Origin of the sequence: Maribacter sp. MAR_2009_72, from assembly GCF_007827235.1 — a bacterium.
Taxonomy (GTDB): Bacteria; Bacteroidota; Bacteroidia; order Flavobacteriales; family Flavobacteriaceae; genus Maribacter; species Maribacter sedimenticola.
The window spans coordinates 3,129,345-3,145,228 of sequence record NZ_VISB01000001.1; the positions used below are offsets into that span (position 1 = coordinate 3,129,345).

The 15,884-nt window shown below is 38.3% G+C and carries 14 protein-coding genes and 1 tRNA gene; 12 read left to right on the forward strand and 3 right to left on the reverse strand.

Features of this window, described 5'->3' with window-relative positions; genetic code table 11:
* Window position 1 precedes the first annotated feature (1 nt).
* Window positions 2-1,375: a methylmalonyl-CoA mutase subunit beta gene (locus JM81_RS13145; RefSeq protein ID WP_144804082.1), complete on the forward strand. Its 1,374-nt coding sequence runs from the start codon at window positions 2-4 to the stop codon at window positions 1,373-1,375.
* Window positions 1,368-3,530: a methylmalonyl-CoA mutase gene (scpA, locus tag JM81_RS13150; RefSeq protein ID WP_144804084.1), complete on the forward strand. Its 2,163-nt coding sequence runs from the start codon at window positions 1,368-1,370 to the stop codon at window positions 3,528-3,530. The genes JM81_RS13145 and scpA overlap by 8 nt, the downstream gene beginning before the upstream one ends.
* A gap of 58 nt (window positions 3,531-3,588) precedes the next feature.
* Here the strand turns inward: scpA and JM81_RS13155 are convergent, their stop codons facing one another.
* On the reverse strand, window positions 3,589-4,833 hold the full coding sequence (locus JM81_RS13155; RefSeq protein WP_144804086.1) for an MFS transporter: 1,245 nt from the start codon (window positions 4,831-4,833) through the stop codon (window positions 3,589-3,591).
* Between the two features lie 242 nt (window positions 4,834-5,075).
* Between JM81_RS13155 and JM81_RS13160 the strand changes: the two genes are divergently transcribed.
* Window positions 5,076-5,651, forward strand: coding sequence for a RidA family protein (locus JM81_RS13160; RefSeq protein WP_144804088.1), 576 nt, complete (start codon window positions 5,076-5,078; stop codon window positions 5,649-5,651).
* A 69-nt stretch (window positions 5,652-5,720) separates the two neighbouring features.
* Window positions 5,721-5,792: transfer RNA gene (locus tag JM81_RS13165), tRNA-Arg, on the forward strand.
* A gap of 31 nt (window positions 5,793-5,823) precedes the next feature.
* Here the strand turns inward: JM81_RS13165 and JM81_RS13170 are convergent.
* A complete protein-coding gene (locus JM81_RS13170) occupies window positions 5,824-6,561 on the reverse strand; it encodes a hypothetical protein (RefSeq protein ID WP_144804090.1) in 738 nt (245 codons plus the stop codon).
* A gap of 478 nt (window positions 6,562-7,039) precedes the next feature.
* Here JM81_RS13170 and JM81_RS13175 point away from each other — a divergent pair, with 478 nt between their 5' ends.
* From JM81_RS13175 to rimK, 6 genes are all read left to right on the forward strand, one after another.
* Window positions 7,040-8,452 (forward strand): arginine decarboxylase, encoded by a 1,413-nt coding sequence (locus tag JM81_RS13175; protein WP_089258774.1) that lies wholly within the window; start codon window positions 7,040-7,042, stop codon window positions 8,450-8,452.
* 120 nt (window positions 8,453-8,572) lie between these two features.
* Window positions 8,573-9,511, forward strand: a complete 939-nt coding sequence (speB, locus tag JM81_RS13180; RefSeq protein WP_089258776.1) for an agmatinase — start codon at window positions 8,573-8,575, stop codon at window positions 9,509-9,511.
* Window positions 9,498-10,475: a deoxyhypusine synthase family protein gene (locus JM81_RS13185; RefSeq protein ID WP_089258778.1), complete on the forward strand. Its 978-nt coding sequence runs from the start codon at window positions 9,498-9,500 to the stop codon at window positions 10,473-10,475. Before speB ends, JM81_RS13185 begins: the two co-directional genes overlap by 14 nt.
* 2 nt (window positions 10,476-10,477) lie before the next feature.
* Window positions 10,478-10,801: a hypothetical protein gene (locus tag JM81_RS13190; protein WP_089258780.1), complete on the forward strand. Its 324-nt coding sequence runs from the start codon at window positions 10,478-10,480 to the stop codon at window positions 10,799-10,801.
* Between the two features lie 125 nt (window positions 10,802-10,926).
* Window positions 10,927-12,453 (forward strand): bifunctional GNAT family N-acetyltransferase/carbon-nitrogen hydrolase family protein, encoded by a 1,527-nt coding sequence (locus tag JM81_RS13195; RefSeq protein WP_144804092.1) that lies wholly within the window; start codon window positions 10,927-10,929, stop codon window positions 12,451-12,453.
* 39 nt (window positions 12,454-12,492) lie between these two features.
* Window positions 12,493-13,863: a 30S ribosomal protein S6--L-glutamate ligase gene (gene rimK / locus JM81_RS13200; protein ID WP_144804094.1), complete on the forward strand. Its 1,371-nt coding sequence runs from the start codon at window positions 12,493-12,495 to the stop codon at window positions 13,861-13,863.
* A gap of 17 nt (window positions 13,864-13,880) precedes the next feature.
* Here the strand turns inward: rimK and JM81_RS13205 are convergent, their stop codons facing one another.
* Window positions 13,881-14,828 (reverse strand): NAD-dependent epimerase/dehydratase family protein, encoded by a 948-nt coding sequence (locus tag JM81_RS13205; RefSeq protein ID WP_144804096.1) that lies wholly within the window; start codon window positions 14,826-14,828, stop codon window positions 13,881-13,883.
* 64 nt (window positions 14,829-14,892) lie between these two features.
* Here JM81_RS13205 and JM81_RS13210 point away from each other — a divergent pair, with 64 nt between their 5' ends.
* Together JM81_RS13210 and JM81_RS13215 are read left to right on the forward strand one after the other, a co-directional pair.
* Window positions 14,893-15,393, forward strand: a complete 501-nt coding sequence (locus tag JM81_RS13210; protein WP_144804098.1) for a hypothetical protein — start codon at window positions 14,893-14,895, stop codon at window positions 15,391-15,393.
* Window positions 15,380-15,874 carry a nuclear transport factor 2 family protein gene (locus tag JM81_RS13215; RefSeq protein WP_144804100.1) on the forward strand — a complete coding sequence of 165 codons (495 nt, stop codon included), beginning with the start codon at window positions 15,380-15,382 and terminating at the stop codon, window positions 15,872-15,874. Before JM81_RS13210 ends, JM81_RS13215 begins: the two co-directional genes overlap by 14 nt.
* The last annotated feature ends 10 nt before the right edge of the window (window positions 15,875-15,884 follow it).

Consider the following 15,884-nt stretch of genomic DNA (forward strand, 5'->3'; position numbering starts at 1 on the left):
CATGAATGGTAAAACCTTGTTTGACAATTTTCGGGAAATTTCCGCAAAAGAGTGGAAACAAAAAATTCAATATGCTCTAAAAGGTAAAGAGTATAATGAAGAAGTTGTTTGGGATACTCCTGAAGGCATCAAGATAAAACCTTTCTATAATTCAGAGGATTTGGGGAATACCACTCCATTATCCGCTAAAGGTAATTCATGGAAGATTGGCCATTTGGTTTATGCCGGCAATGCAAGAATGGCAAATGCTAACGCCTTAAGACATATTGAAAGAGGGGCGGAGGCTATTACTTTTTTAATTCCTAATGATACCATTGATGTGTCATCACTTTTGGACAATATTGATATCAATCTTGTAAAAATATACTTTGATATGCAATTTTTGTCCAAAAGCTATATTTCAAATTCAATACACCGTTGTCCAGATGCTTCCAAAATAAGTTTTGGGGTAGATCCTGTCGGCTATTTGGCAAGAACAGGTAATTGGCACCATTCTATGAAAGAAGACCTATTGGGGGTAAAGGATATTCTTTCCCTAAATATTGAAAATGTGCTACAGGTTAATGTTGGGTTATATGAAAATGCAGGGGCGGATATTGTACAGCAATTGGCATATGCCATGGCCCATGCCAATGAGTATTTACATATGTGTCAAGAGCAAGGTGACCTCCATCGATTAAAAAAAATGGAGTTTAAATTGGCGATAGGGGGAAATTACTTTTTCGAAATTTCAAAAATTAGGGCGCTTAGAAAACTTTGGTCTACTTTGATAGGTGCATACGAAATATCCATTCCGTGCCACATCATATCAACACCTTCAAGAAGAAACAAAACGGTATATGATTATAATGTTAATATGCTTAGGACTACGACGGAATCTATGTCAGCCGTTTTAGGCGGGTCGGATACGGTTTTTAATATGCCGTATGATGCGATTTTTAAGAAAGAAAATAAGTTTTCCAATCGTATTGCTATAAACCAATTACTTCTTTTGAAGGAAGAGAGTTATTTCGCTAAAGTAAAAAACCCGGCAGACGGCAGTTATTATATAGAGACCTTGACAAATCAATTAGCCGAGAAGGCATTGCTGTATTTTAAACGTATTGAAAAGGAAGGTGGATTTTTAAAACTGCTAAAAAGTCATACTATTCAGCAACAGATTGCCATTGCCGCCAAAAAACAGCAGGAAAAATTTAATTCCAAGCAAATGGTTTTAGTAGGTACCAATGCTTTTGTAACGAATACGGATACAATGTCCAATGAGATTGAACTTTTTCCCTTTGTCAAAAGAAAACCAAGAAAGACATTGATACTTCCTATAATCGAAAAAAGATTGGCAGAAGAATTAGAGCAAAACCGTTTGTCTCATGAGTAGAAAGGACATGCAGCATATTCAATTGGCGGATACCGTTAAACCCGCACCCTTAGGCCAAACCGTTAATAAGGACAAATCATTTTTTGAAACAGCTGAAACCATCCAAATCAAACCAAAATATTCAAATGCGGATTTGGCCCATGTAGAACATTTGAATTTTGCCGCAGGTATTCCTCCATTCTTGCGTGGACCATATACCACTATGTATGTTCAACGTCCATGGACCATACGACAATATGCAGGGTTTTCTACCGCAAAGGAAAGTAATGAATTTTATAGGAAAAATTTAAAAGCTGGGCAGAAAGGATTATCGGTTGCGTTTGACTTGCCCACCCATAGGGGTTATGATAGTGATCATGAGCGTGTAATAGGTGACGTTGGCAAAGCTGGAGTAGCCATTGATACGGTAGAGGACATGAAAATACTTTTTAAAGGTATACCGTTAAATGAAATGTCCGTTTCAATGACCATGAACGGGGCGGTTTTACCTATTATGGCCTTCTTTATTGTAGCTGCCGAAGAACAAGGGGTTTCTCTACAACAATTATCAGGCACTATACAGAATGATATTTTAAAGGAGTTTATGGTGCGCAATACCTATATATATCCTCCAAAGGCTTCCATGCAAATCGTTGCAGATATTTTTGAATATACCAGTAAGCATATGCCCAAATTTAATAGTATAAGTATTTCTGGGTATCATATGCATGAAGCAGGTGCCCCAGCACATTTGGAGCTGGCTTACACCCTTGCGGACGGATTGGAATATATAAGAACCGGATTAGGGACAGGATTGCAAATAGATGATTTTGCTCCAAGACTCTCTTTCTTTTGGGGTATTGGTATGAACCATTTCATGGAAATAGCAAAAATGCGCGCTGCAAGAATGCTATGGGCAAAAGTGGTTCAGCAATTTAATCCCAAGAATGAAAAATCCTTAATGCTTAGAACACACTGTCAAACCAGTGGTTGGTCCTTAACGGAACAGGATCCATTTAACAATGTTGCCAGAACCACTATAGAAGCAACAGCGGCGGTTTTTGGGGGGACCCAAAGTCTGCATACCAATGCTTTGGACGAGGCAATTGCCCTACCTACGGATTTTTCTGCACGTATTGCCAGGGAAACCCAATTGTACCTTCAACAAGAGACCCAGATAACTAAGACAGTAGACCCTTGGGCAGGTAGTTATTATGTTGAAAAACTTACCCACGATCTTGTCCATAAAGCATGGGAACTTATGGAAGAAGTAGAGCATTTGGGTGGCATGACAAAAGCAATAGAGACCGGAATACCCAAAACCAGAATTGAAGAAGCCGCAGCAAGAAAGCAAGCAAGAATAGATAGCTTGCAAGATGTTATTGTGGGTGTCAACAAATATCAACTTCAGGAAGAAGACCAATTACAGATATTGGAGGTAGATAACAAAGAGGTAAGAAGACAACAGATAGAACGTTTAACTACTATAAAAAAACAAAGGAATACGGCGAATGTTGAACGTTCTCTAAAGGCATTGACGAAGGCAGCTAAAATTAAGCTTGAAAAAAGGGATACGAACGAAAATTTACTAGCTTTAGCAATAACAGCTGCCAGGGAAAGAGCTACACTAGGGGAAATCAGTAATGCTTTGGAAAACGCCTTTGGTAGGCATACGGCGGTAGTAAATTCATTTACGGGAGTGTATTCTAGAGAAATAAAGGAAGACAAGGATTTTAAGAGGGCACAGGAACTTGCGGATAAATTTGCAGAGCAAGACGGTAGACGCCCTCGTATTTTGATTGCCAAAATGGGACAAGATGGTCACGATAGGGGCGCAAAAGTAGTGGCTACCGGTTATGCCGATCTAGGATTCGATGTAGATATTGGTCCCCTTTTTCAGACTCCAAAGGAAACGGCAAAGCAGGCCGTAGAGAATGATGTGCATATTTTGGGTATTTCTAGCCTTGCAGGCGGACATAAAACTTTGGTACCGGAAGTAATCAAGGAATTGAAATCTTATGGCCGGGAGGATATTATGGTAATTGTAGGTGGGGTAATACCCAAACAGGATTATGCATTTTTGGAGCAAGCGGGAGCTACGGCAGTTTTTGGACCGGGAACAAAAATAAGTGAGGCGGCAATTCAATTGCTCAAATTACTTTTAACTACCAATTAAAACTAAAATTGGCCGAATATATGGTATATCCGGCCAATTTTAAGTTATGGTATTTTGGTTACGCTACGGCAACCTCTACTTCACTCTTTCTGTTTTTTAACCAGAAATATAATATGGTGAACAATACAATAAGTATGGCTGGAAATAGAACCATAGTACCTAATGTTTCCTGACCGGAAACCAGTTCCAGTTCATCACCAGTAAAACCCTGTGCCTCTGCTGCAGCTCTGTCGGCATCGATCCAACCTCCAATAATCGGTTGAAAAATTGATGTGGAAAACATCCCTATAGCACCTATGATAGACATGCCCAAAGCACCGGTTTTGGGAGTTTTGGTTGCTGTAAGCCCAATCATATTTGGCCAGAAATAGGCAATGCCCAATGCAAATATTACGGCCGCTACATAAGCCATGGTACCCGTTTGTGTACTAAACAGATATATTCCTATGGTTGCCAGGATGGCGGAACCTAATAATACCCCCGTTTGGTCAAATTTAGCGACCATGTTCCCACCAAAATACCGTGCTATAGCCATTAACCCTGCTGTTAAGGCTAAAATCAAAGTTGGTTCTGCTCCACTTTTGGAAAGTATAAGCCCTACCCATTGGTTTGGTCCAAATTCCGATATAGCCGTTAATGCCATACATACGGCAATGAACAAGAACAATGGGGTGAACATTCCTTTTAAATTACCACTAATGGTAGCCGCTTCTTCAATTTTGGCTTTTGGCCATGTCTGTCCGTAAAACAAAAAGGCATAAATAACGGCTGGTATTAATAATATCCAAACCTGATTTTGACCGGTAATATCAAGATTTGTCATAAAGCCGGAAAGTAAACTGCCTACTGCAATACCTCCTGGGAACCACATGTGAAAGCGGTTCAACATTTTACTCATTTTATTGCCTTTATAAGCATCAGCTATCATAGGATTACAAGCCGCTTCCGTACAACCATTACCCAAACCAATTAAAAGGTTTGCAATCAAAAGGCCCATATAACTGCCGGAAAAAATCAGTAATATGATACCTATGGTATGCGCAAAAAATGCAAACTGCATTATGGCTTTTCCGCCTACTTTATGATAGATTAGACCACCTATGACCATGGCGATCGGGAAACCCGCAAACCACATAGAAGTAATGAGCCCCGCTTGACTGGCGCTGAGTTCCAACTCAGTTTTAAGTTGGTCCAAAATACCTGCCGCAATGGCAAAAGAAAATGCCGTGGTAATTAATGCAAAACAGCTGGCATAGAAGAGCCTATTCGCATTTACTGTAGGAGTTGTACTAGAACTTTCCATATTTGTATTGATTTAGTTGATGTTTTGGTTAATATGCTAAACTAATAAAAATGAAATTATAACGGTGCTTTTTTAGTAAAATGATACTATAAGTGCGACATACGACATAAAAATTACTATTTCCAGAAATTTTAATGCTATTTATATAATCATGATAATCTAGGTTTTCATGCCTACTATGTTGATTCTTAACTATTAACTACCTTGTATTTCGTAAAGGGAACCCGTTAAATAATATATCCATGAAAAATGTAATCTATTTATTTGTTGTTTTAGTATGGAGTAGCTGTACCAATGTGGACAGAAAATTAGAAGAGAGCACAACATTGAACAACCAGGTTTTACAAAGTAATTATGATCCAGAAGCCAAATTAGATAGTTTGGGCATATCATTACGGGATATAGGTAATCCTTTGGCAAATTATGTGCATGCCGCTAGAAGTGGAAACTTAATGTTTTTAGCAGGTAAAGGACCAAGGCAAGCCGACGGTGAAAATATTGTTGGGAAATTGGGGCAAGATTTAAGTGTAGAAGAAGGGTATCTTGCGGCACGTGAAGCAGGAATTAATCAGTTATCCGTGTTAAAGAAGGAATTGGGATCCCTTAAAAAAGTAAAAAGAATCGTTAGTGTTCACGGAATGGTAAATGCTACGGCTGATTTTACCGATCATTCCAAAGTAATCAATGGTTATTCCAATCTTATGGTCGCGGTTTTTGGCAATCAAGGAAAACATGCCCGTGCCGCCGTTGGTATGGTGTCTTTGCCTGGTAACATGGCGGTTGAGGTAGAAATGGTCGTAGAAGTATATCCAGAATAATAAATGTTACGCATTAATGTTATAGGAATATTTAAAATATTTTTATTTTTACCGTCTTTTAAAAATCTTGGCCTCGTAGTTCAATGGATAGAATAGAAGTTTCCTAAACTTTAGATGCAAGTTCGATTCTTGCCGAGGCTACTTTTTAAATAATAATTTGATCACGGACTAATTACCGTCTCTTGCCCCAAATTTCATACATAGGTTCTCCTTTACTGTTATTACCGGTATGGTGCCAATCATCATCCTTAAGATTATAATTAAAGTTTAGGGTAGCGCCCACCCTGGTGTCATCCTTGGAGAAAAATTCTATCTGTTCCGTATATATACCATCTTTTGCACCATATGTTCCACCACCAGTTCCAGAAAAGCGAAAGGATTGTGTGTCATAGGCAATCCATTGAAAAGTACCGTTAGTCAATAACTTTAATGTCTTTCTTGTATTGCTTTCCCCGCGCCTTTCCTGACCGTTATCCGGGCCCCTAGTGGCAAATAGCCATGCTCCGTCCAATTCTTGATTACTATTGGCCGTAGGTTTTAAGGTTAAATTTTCTGTCCAGTATAATTTTAAATTTTTTCCATCAATTGTATAAGGAATGGATAGTTGGGTCTGTGCATCTTTATTGTAGTCAGAATTAAATTCTAAACGCAGTAAAATCTGTTTTTCAGATCCGGTCATTTCATAATCCACAAAGCCGCCTAAAGTTTTAATGAACGTAGCAGGTGTTATTTCATATTCGTTATAGACAAAATAATCGTTAAAAATTTTTACTTGATGTACCTTTTTTACGCCATTGGTCTCAACCGTATCCGTATAAACACCAGGCATAATTTGGCCATATACGCCTAAACTGATTGATAAAAACAGCATAATGATAAGCCAAAATGGAGTATGTATATTGTTTTTCATTATTTTTCGTAGTATGAGCTTGTTTTTAAACTATTAAAAATAAACTAGTTACATGAGTTTTTAAAATTTAATTCAGGTAAAAAATTTTTTTTTTGCCACTGGTCGTAAAAAAAATAAAAAGCCTTGTTTTTTCAATTTTTTTGATTTCATTTGTCGTGTCCTAACACACTACTTTGTGGGTTGGAGATTTCAGGCTTTTAGCTGAACATTATGTATCGTTATTCTATGTTCGGGTTTGAGGGAAATTGGAAGTGTTTCTCGCAAATGGCTTATAAGATAGGTTGCCGATTAGTAAAGCAAACTTCCAACAAATACAACGCTATCATGCAAAGCCAGCATGATTACTTCTTCATTCCTACTACACAAAAACAGATTTTAGTCTGATTTTTTTATTATGATGGTTACGTTTTCTTAACTTTCAAAGCCTAGAGTAGTTGTTATATTTAACAAAATTCATTTTTCATTATAATTTCATTTCATGAATACCAAATACATTGATCTAATTGATCAAACTTATTATTTTCCCCAAGAAGAGTTTAATCTAGATGGTGAACACCTCCAGTTTCACGGCATACCCTTACATGAGCTAGTGCAAGAATATGGTAGTCCTTTAAAGTTTACATACCTGCCCAAAATTTCAGAAAATATATTACGGGCTAAAAATTGGTTCGCCAATGCCATTGAGAAAAATAATTACAAGGGAAAATACCATTATTGCTATTGTACCAAAAGTTCGCACTTTCAACATGTCATGCATGAAGCCCTTAAGAATAATATCCATATGGAGACTTCCTCTGCATTTGATATCAATATCATTGAAAAATTAAAGGAAGACGGTAAATTAAATGATCAAACATTTGTCATTTGTAACGGATTTAAGCGTGAAAAATATATTGACAATATTGCACGGTTAATCAATAACGGGCACCAAAACTGTATTCCTATCATTGATAACTATGAGGAAATAGACTTGTTGACAGATGTTATTGACGATACGTTTAAAGTGGGTATACGTATTGCATCAGAAGAAGAACCAAAATTTGAGTTCTATACTTCTAGGTTGGGTATAGGGTATAAGAATATAGTTCCATTCTATGAAAACCAAATAAAGGACAATGATAAGGTAGAGCTAAAAATGCTTCACTTCTTCATTAATACCGGCATTCGTGATAATGCCTATTATTGGAACGAACTTGTTAAATGTTTAAAGGTGTATGTCCGCTTAAAGAAAATCTGTCCATCCCTGGACAGTTTAAATATTGGAGGAGGTTTTCCTATAAAAAACTCATTGGCCTTTGAGTATGATTATCAATATATGATTAATGAGATCTTGAACCAGATCAATATAACCTGTTCAGAGGCAGATGTACCGGTACCTCATATTTTTACGGAGTTCGGTAGTTTTACCGTAGGTGAGAGCGGTGGGGCCATTTATGAGATTTTATATCAAAAACAGCAGAACGATAGGGAAAAATGGAATATGATCGATTCTTCGTTCATTACCACGCTACCAGATACTTGGGCCATTAACAAGAGATTTATAATGCTTCCCATAAACCGATGGAACGATGAGTATGAACGCGTTCTATTGGGGGGTCTTACCTGTGACAGTGATGATTATTATAATAGCGAACAGAATATGAACGCCATCTACCTGCCAAAATATAAAAGGGAAAAACCATTATATATAGGATTTTTCAATACAGGGGCCTACCAAGAAACCATTGGGGGTTATGGAGGATTGCAGCACTGCCTTATACCACAGCCCAAACATATTTTAATAGATAAGGATGAAAGCGGTAAATTTTCCTATAAATTATTTAAGGGACAACAAAAAGCGGAAGACCTTTTGGGAATTTTAGGATATGATGTGGATTCACCAGCCCAATAGCATATTTTCCTATCTTTAGGAGAAGATTAATCATAGGTCAAAAAATATATAAACAATTGAATACATTTTAAAATTGAACATTTTTTCAAAACAAAACCACTTAACAATAGCTAAAGTAACATGAGTACATCTAAGAATTATGCGGGTATTTCCGATGAATTCGCCCAACTGGAAAAATCAAAGATTATATTGATCCCTGTTCCTTATGACGGAACCAGTACATGGGGAAAAGGAGCGGATAAAGGCCCTGAAGCTTTTTTGGAAGCTTCTGAGAATATGGAACTGTATGATATTGAAACAGATTCTGAAGTTTACAAGCAAGGTATTCATTTAACCAGCCCCATTACCGTAAACAGCTCACCAGAGGCCGTGGTAAAAGAGGTGCATGCTATTACAAAGGATTTTATCAAGCGTAATAAATTCGTAACCTTATTTGGAGGTGAACATTCTATTTCCATTGGTTCAATAAGGGCTTTCAACGAATGTTTTGACAACCTGACCGTTCTTCAGATAGATGCCCATGCAGATTTAAGGGAGTCTTATGAAGGTAGCAAATACAATCATGCATGTGCGGTCTATGAGGCCAACCAAACCACGAATTTGGTGCAGGTTGGTATACGTTCTATGGACAGTATTGAAAAAACATTAATGGATCAAGATAAAACGTTCTTTGCCCATGATATGGTGAACGACGAATATTGGATGGATAAGGTTATAGATACCATGACAGATAATGTTTTTATCACCTTTGATCTTGATGCTTTTGACCCTTCAATTATGCCGTCTACAGGTACTCCAGAACCTGGTGGATTGTTTTGGTACGAAACCTTAGAGTTCTTGAAACAGGTATTTGAAGACAAGAATGTGGTTGGTTTCGATATTGTTGAACTATGTCCTAATAAGAACGATCGATCATCGGACTTTTTGGCGGCCAAATTATATTACAAAATGCTTAGCTATAAATTTGCCGGGCAAGATATAGATCAGGAGTATGACAATACTTATGATATCGATTACAAAGCAAATACAAATTCAAAATTTGAAGATGACGAAGACTAAAGGTGCTATCACCAATTTTATAGAAAAATACTATTTACACTTTAATGCCGCTGCCTTGGTAGATGCCGCAAAAGGATATGAACAACAATTGGACAATGGAGCCAAAATGTTGGTTTCCTTGGCCGGAGCCATGTCTACGGCGGAGCTGGGTAAAATTTTCGCAGAGGTTATTCGCCAAGACAAGGTGCAGATTATTTCTTGTACAGGTGCCAATCTAGAAGAGGATATCATGAACTTGGTTGCACACTCACACTATAAGAGAGTGCCCAATTACAGGGATTTAACTCCACAAGATGAGTGGGACCTATTGGAAAAAGGCCTAAATAGGGTAACAGATACTTGTATACCGGAGGAAGAGGCCTTTAGAAGGCTGCAACAGCATATATTTAAGATTTGGAAAGATGCCGATGATAAAGGGGAACGTTACCTGCCCCATGAATTTATGTACAAAATGTTACTTTCCGGAGTGTTAGAGGAATATTATGAAATAGACCTAAAGGATTCTTGGATGTATGCCGCAGCTGAGAAGAATCTACCTATTATTTGTCCAGGTTGGGAAGATAGTACAATGGGTAACATTTTTGCATCCTATGTGCTAAAAGGGGAGTTGAAGGCCAGCACCATGAAATCTGGAATAGAGTACATGACCTTTTTGGCAGATTGGTATACGGATAATTCTGAAAATGGTATAGGTTTCTTTCAAATTGGCGGTGGTATAGCAGGAGATTTCCCAATTTGCGTAGTGCCTATGTTATATCAGGATATGGAGCGTACTAACACACCTTTTTGGAGCTATTTCTGTCAAATAAGTGATAGCACCACAAGTTACGGTTCATATTCCGGAGCCGTACCTAACGAAAAGATAACCTGGGGAAAGCTAGATATCAATACCCCAAAATATATTATTGAAAGTGACGCCACAATTGTTGCACCCTTAATTTTTGCTTACCTATTAGACATGTAGTTATGGACAAGAACGCACATTTAAAAAAAGTCATTGTAGACTTTAAAAAATTGACACCAGAGGTACTTAAACTTTTGGTGGAAAGATATCCGGATGGGTATGATGACCGCAATATCATCTCATTTAGAAATGCTCAAGGAGAACGTATAGAGGCAGTTGAAGTATTGACCGAGGATACTAAGTATTTGGTAAAGATCAGCGCTAAATTAGAGTATACTATGGAGAATTATGACGAGGACGATTATGAGGATTTTGATGATGACGATCCAACTGCGGTAGTTGAGCCGAATCCTGAGGATATGGTCGATGGCGATGATGAAGATTAATTTTATCATTTAATCGATTATGGCCGTTGCCCAGGCCCAGCAAATTTCCGGTCTAATCAAGATAGACCGGATTACTTATTTTTTCCCTAATTTAAATAGATGATCGTTGTTTTTACAACAGGTATATGAACATAGATGAAATTGAGAATATTGAATTAAAGTTTTTAGATCTTGATGATTATCAAGAACTAAAGACCGCCATGATATCCGCATATACCAATATGCCCGGATCTTATTGGAAAGAGGAGCATATAAAATCCTTAATAGATAAGTTTCCAGAGGGGCAAGTGGTCATTAAAATCAATGGTCAATTGGCCGGTGTGGCATTATCAATTGTAGTAGACTATGATGCTTTTGACGATAACCATACCTATGAGCAGATTACGGGTAAATATACATTTGACACCCATGATAACGAAGGGGATGTTCTCTATGGTATTGAAGTATTTATTAAGCCAAGTTTTAGAGGTCTTCGTTTGGGCCGCCGTTTATATGATTATAGAAAAGAACTTTGCGAAAAGTTAAACTTAAAGAGTATCGTTTTTGGGGGTCGTATGCCCAATTACCATGAATATGCATCGGAACTATCACCAAAGGAATACATTGACAAGGTTCGTAGAAAAGAAATTCAAGATCCCGTACTGAACTTTCAGATCAGTAATGATTTTCATCCCGCTAAAGTAATGAAGGGGTATTTGGACGGGGACAAAGCTTCCCAGGATTTTGCTATTTTAATGGAATGGGATAATATATATTATCAGAAACCTTCCAAAAAAGCGGCTACGAAGAAAACCGTTATCCGTCTAGGGCTTATCCAGTGGCAAATGAGACCGTACAAGGATTTGGACGAACTCTTGGAACAAGCGGAATATTTTATAGATGCCGTATCCGGTTACCGCTCGGATTTTGCCTTGTTTCCAGAGTTTTTCAATGCACCGTTAATGGCGGTAAACAATCACATGTCCACGCCAGATGCTATTCGGGAATTGGCCAAGCATACACAGGCAATTGCCCAAAAATTTTCTGAATTTTCCATATCCTATAATATCAATATCATAACAGGGAGTATGCCAGAAATCATAGATGGCCGCCTATATAATGTTGGGTACCTTTGTAGACGGGATGGTAGCATGGAACGCTATGAAAAACTACACGTTACGCCAGATGAAGCTAAGGTGTGGGGTATGCAGGGAGGAACGCAATTAAAGGCCTTTGATACGGATTGTGGTAAAATTGGCGTTTTGGTCTGTTATGATTCTGAATTTCCGGAATTAAGCCGTTTATTGGCAGATGAGGGTATGGATATTTTATTTGTTCCTTTTTTGACCGATACGCAAAACGGATATTCAAGGGTGCGTAACTGTGCGCAAGCAAGGGCAATTGAAAACGAATGCTATGTGGCTATTGCCGGTAGTGTAGGTAATTTGCCCAATGTACAGAATATGGATATTCAGTTTGCACAATCCATGGTTTTTACTCCATGTGATTTCTCGTTTCCTACCAACGGAATAAAAGCAGAGGCAACCCCTAATACGGAAATGATCCTCATTGCAGACGTAGATATTAGCTTACTTAGGGAACTTAACCAATTTGGGGCCGTACGTAACCTTAGGGACAGAAGAACCGATCTGTTCGAATTAAGAAAGAAATAATTAAAGCTCCAAAATACAACGGAGACAAAATAATAGAATTTGGATAATTTAAAGATTATAGGTAGTGAAGAGTGGTGTGTGTTCAATGAACTGGGTATACCGGCAATTAAGGCCAGGGTAGATTCTGGGGCTAAAACGTCTTCCATACAGGCTACCAATTTAAAAATTGTAGTAAAGGGCGGACATGAATGGGTAAAATTTGAGGTGAGCCCATTACAGGAAAACCGTAGTATAGCCATAGAATGCCAAGCTAGGTTGGTAGATCGCAGGATGGTAAAAAGTTCTTCCGGAATTTCTGAGGAACGTTTGGTCATAAAAACCCCGGTTACCATTGGTGAAGATACTTTTGATATTGAGCTGACCTTGGCGAATAGGGATACAATGGAGTTTCGTATGCTGTTGGGTAGAGAGGCATTGAACGAACGTTATATTGTCAACCCTGCCGTAAATTATCAATTACAATCATTTGAGGAAAGTGCGGTCAACAAAAAATATGCACCTTATTTTAAGGAAAAGACAGGTTTAAAAATTGCCCTTTTGGCAAGTAATCCCAATTTATATAGTAATAAAAGAATTATTGAAGCAGCCGAGGCCAGGGGGCATGAAATCGATTTTTTGAATGTTGAGCAGGCCTATATGAAGCTTGATGCACGTTCCCCGGAAATTAGATATAGAGGAGGTATCATTTTAAAGGACTATGATGCGGTAATACCACGTATTAAGCCTTCGGTTACCTTTTACGGTTGTGCATTGATCCGTCAATTTAATAATTTGGGGGTATACTGTCAAAATTCTGCAGAAGCCATTACACAGTCCAGGGATAAATTGTTCGCTTCACAGTTGTTTTCAAACTATGATATCCATATCCCTATTACCGGTTTTGCAAAATCACCCATGGATACCAAGGATTTGATCAAAATGGTGAACGGAGCTCCGTTGATCATTAAATTATTGGAAAGTACCCAAGGTAAGGGAGTTGTTTTGGCCGAAACCAACAAGGCTGCAGAAAGTGTTATCAATGCCTTTAAAAGTGTCAATACCAATATATTGGTCCAGGAATTCATTAAAGAGGCCAACGGGCAGGATATTCGCTGTTTCGTGGTCAATGGCAAAGTGGTTGCAAGTATGCAACGACAAGCCCAAAAAGGTGAATTTAGGGCCAATATACACCAAGGAGGTACTGCTTCCATTATTAAAATCACCGCAGATGAAAAGAAGTTGGCATTAAAGGCGGCCAAAGTTTTGAATTTGGCAGTTGCCGGGGTAGATATTATCCGATCTAATAAAGGACCATTATTGCTTGAAGTAAATTCTTCTCCCGGTCTGGAAGGGATAGAAAATGCTACCGGTAAAGATATAGCCAATGCCATGGTCATGGCGATTGAAAAGCGATTGAAGTTTAGTAGTTAACCAATTTGAAGAACAGGCTAAACCCTGTTCTTCAAATTTTCCAACATGGTTTTTGTTGTTTTTTCAAGGTCAAATTCAGCCTTCCAGTTCCAATCCTTTTGTGCATTACTGTCATCAATACTACTTGGCCATGAATTCGCAATTTGTTGCCTAAAATCCGGTGCATAGTCAATCGTAAAATCAGGTATTATAGCCTGGATACTGGCCGCTATTTCCTTTGGGGTAAAACTCATGGCTCCCAGATTATATGAAGACCGTTCTTTAATCTCATTCTCCGGGGTTTCCATAATTTGTAAGGTTGCCCTAATGGCATCGTCCATGAACATCATGGGCAATTTGGTATCTTCTTCCAAAAAACATGTATAGGTGCCCTGTGTTAACGCTTTATGGTAAATTTCCACGGCATAATCCGTTGTGCCGCCACCCGGCATCGTTTTCCAACTGATCAGTCCGGGATAACGAATACTCCGCACATCTACACCAAATTTTTTAAAGTAATATTCGCACCAGCGCTCCCCGCTCTGTTTACTGATCCCATAAACGGTACTAGGTTCCATGATGGTGTTCTGTGGGGTATTGTCCTTTGGGGTATTTGGGCCAAAAACAGCGATACTGGAGGGCCAAAATATCTTGGTTATCTTTTTTTCCTTAGCTAGATTAAGCACGTTGAAAAGGGTGTTCATATTAAGATTCCATGCACGCATGGGAAATTTCTCCGCTGTTGCACTTAACATTGCGGCCATTAAATAAACCTCTGAAATATCATAATACGCAATAACTTCCTCAAGGGCATCATAATTGGTAGCATCCAAGATTTCAAAAGGTCCAGATTGCATTAAATCATCATTTCCTTCTCGTATGTCACTTGCTATTACATTTTCGCTTCCGAATTTTTCTCTTAAGGTATAGGTGAGTTCTGTTCCAATTTGACCACAGGCGCCGATAATCAATATATATTTTGACATTTAAAAATGCGTTAAATGAATTGCCGCATAAAGATACCTTTTCTTAAAATTTGTACATTCGCTTATGCCTAAAATATTAGCTTATTTAGTTGTACTGGTCTTAATAGCTTCATGTAAAGACCCTGTTTCAGAAACGGCCGAAGCACAAGGTTCCGGCTGGGAGATTGTTGTAGATAGCCTTCCTGCCAAAAGTCCGGTAAATTCCAAAGCACAATTACTTTTGAGCGATTGGAAGGAATATGTAGCCGTTGAGCGTAGTTTTGATAAACTGTACACGACGGAGTTTAGAGAGGACTTCGTACTTATAATGGAAGAGTTGATCGAGAACCAAAAGAAAATGGAGGATAGTGTATATCCTGCTTCACTTGATATACCGCAAATTAAAAGTAGACAAAAGGTATTTAAGACGTTTATATTAAAAACAAAAGGAGATTTGGAATACCGACAGAATCCAAAGGAATCCATTATACAAATGATTGTGGCCTTCAACAATTTACGAAATCAGGTTAATGTGGTGGTTAACAATACCCTGTTGGAAGAATTACGTGCAAATGAAGAAAATTAAATTGCTTTTTATTTTTGTATCCTCGGCCATGCTTGCACAGAACAATACGAACATGGAAGTCTCACGTGCACTTGATGATTGGCATGCAGCCGCAGCAATGGCAAATTTTAAGGCCTATTTTGAACTTATGACGGATGATGCCGTTTTTATAGGGACGGATGCCGGTGAAAATTGGCAACGGGAAGAGTTTATGGCCTATGCAAAACCCCATTTTGATAAAGGCCGGGCATGGAATTTTACTGCCGTAGAGCGTAATATTTATGTTGGCGGAACAAATGATATTGCCTGGTTCGATGAGTTATTGGACACCCAAATGAAAATTTGTCGCGGTTCTGGAGTACTAAAAAAAGTGGACGGGCAGTGGAAAATTGCCCACTATGTGCTATCTATCACCGTACCCAATGCTATTGTTGAGGAGTTGGTAAAATTAAAGAATGAGAAAGATAGTCTTCTTCTGGTTGACCTAAGGTCCAAATATTAAAAAAGGCGAA

Coding starts and splice junctions, on each gene's coding strand:
- JM81_RS13145 (WP_144804082.1), top strand. CDS start 2: ATGAATGGTAAAACCTTGTTTGACAATTTTCGGGAAATTTCCGCAAAA.
- scpA (WP_144804084.1), top strand. CDS start 1,368: ATGAGTAGAAAGGACATGCAGCATATTCAATTGGCGGATACCGTTAAA.
- JM81_RS13155 (WP_144804086.1), bottom strand. CDS start 4,833: ATGGAAAGTTCTAGTACAACTCCTACAGTAAATGCGAATAGGCTCTTC.
- JM81_RS13160 (WP_144804088.1), top strand. CDS start 5,076: ATGAAAAATGTAATCTATTTATTTGTTGTTTTAGTATGGAGTAGCTGT.
- JM81_RS13170 (WP_144804090.1), bottom strand. CDS start 6,561: ATGAAAAACAATATACATACTCCATTTTGGCTTATCATTATGCTGTTT.
- JM81_RS13175 (WP_089258774.1), top strand. CDS start 7,040: ATGAATACCAAATACATTGATCTAATTGATCAAACTTATTATTTTCCC.
- speB (WP_089258776.1), top strand. CDS start 8,573: ATGAGTACATCTAAGAATTATGCGGGTATTTCCGATGAATTCGCCCAA.
- JM81_RS13185 (WP_089258778.1), top strand. CDS start 9,498: ATGACGAAGACTAAAGGTGCTATCACCAATTTTATAGAAAAATACTAT.
- JM81_RS13190 (WP_089258780.1), top strand. CDS start 10,478: ATGGACAAGAACGCACATTTAAAAAAAGTCATTGTAGACTTTAAAAAA.
- JM81_RS13195 (WP_144804092.1), top strand. CDS start 10,927: ATGAACATAGATGAAATTGAGAATATTGAATTAAAGTTTTTAGATCTT.
- JM81_RS13205 (WP_144804096.1), bottom strand. CDS start 14,828: ATGTCAAAATATATATTGATTATCGGCGCCTGTGGTCAAATTGGAACA.
- JM81_RS13210 (WP_144804098.1), top strand. CDS start 14,893: ATGCCTAAAATATTAGCTTATTTAGTTGTACTGGTCTTAATAGCTTCA.
- JM81_RS13215 (WP_144804100.1), top strand. CDS start 15,380: ATGAAGAAAATTAAATTGCTTTTTATTTTTGTATCCTCGGCCATGCTT.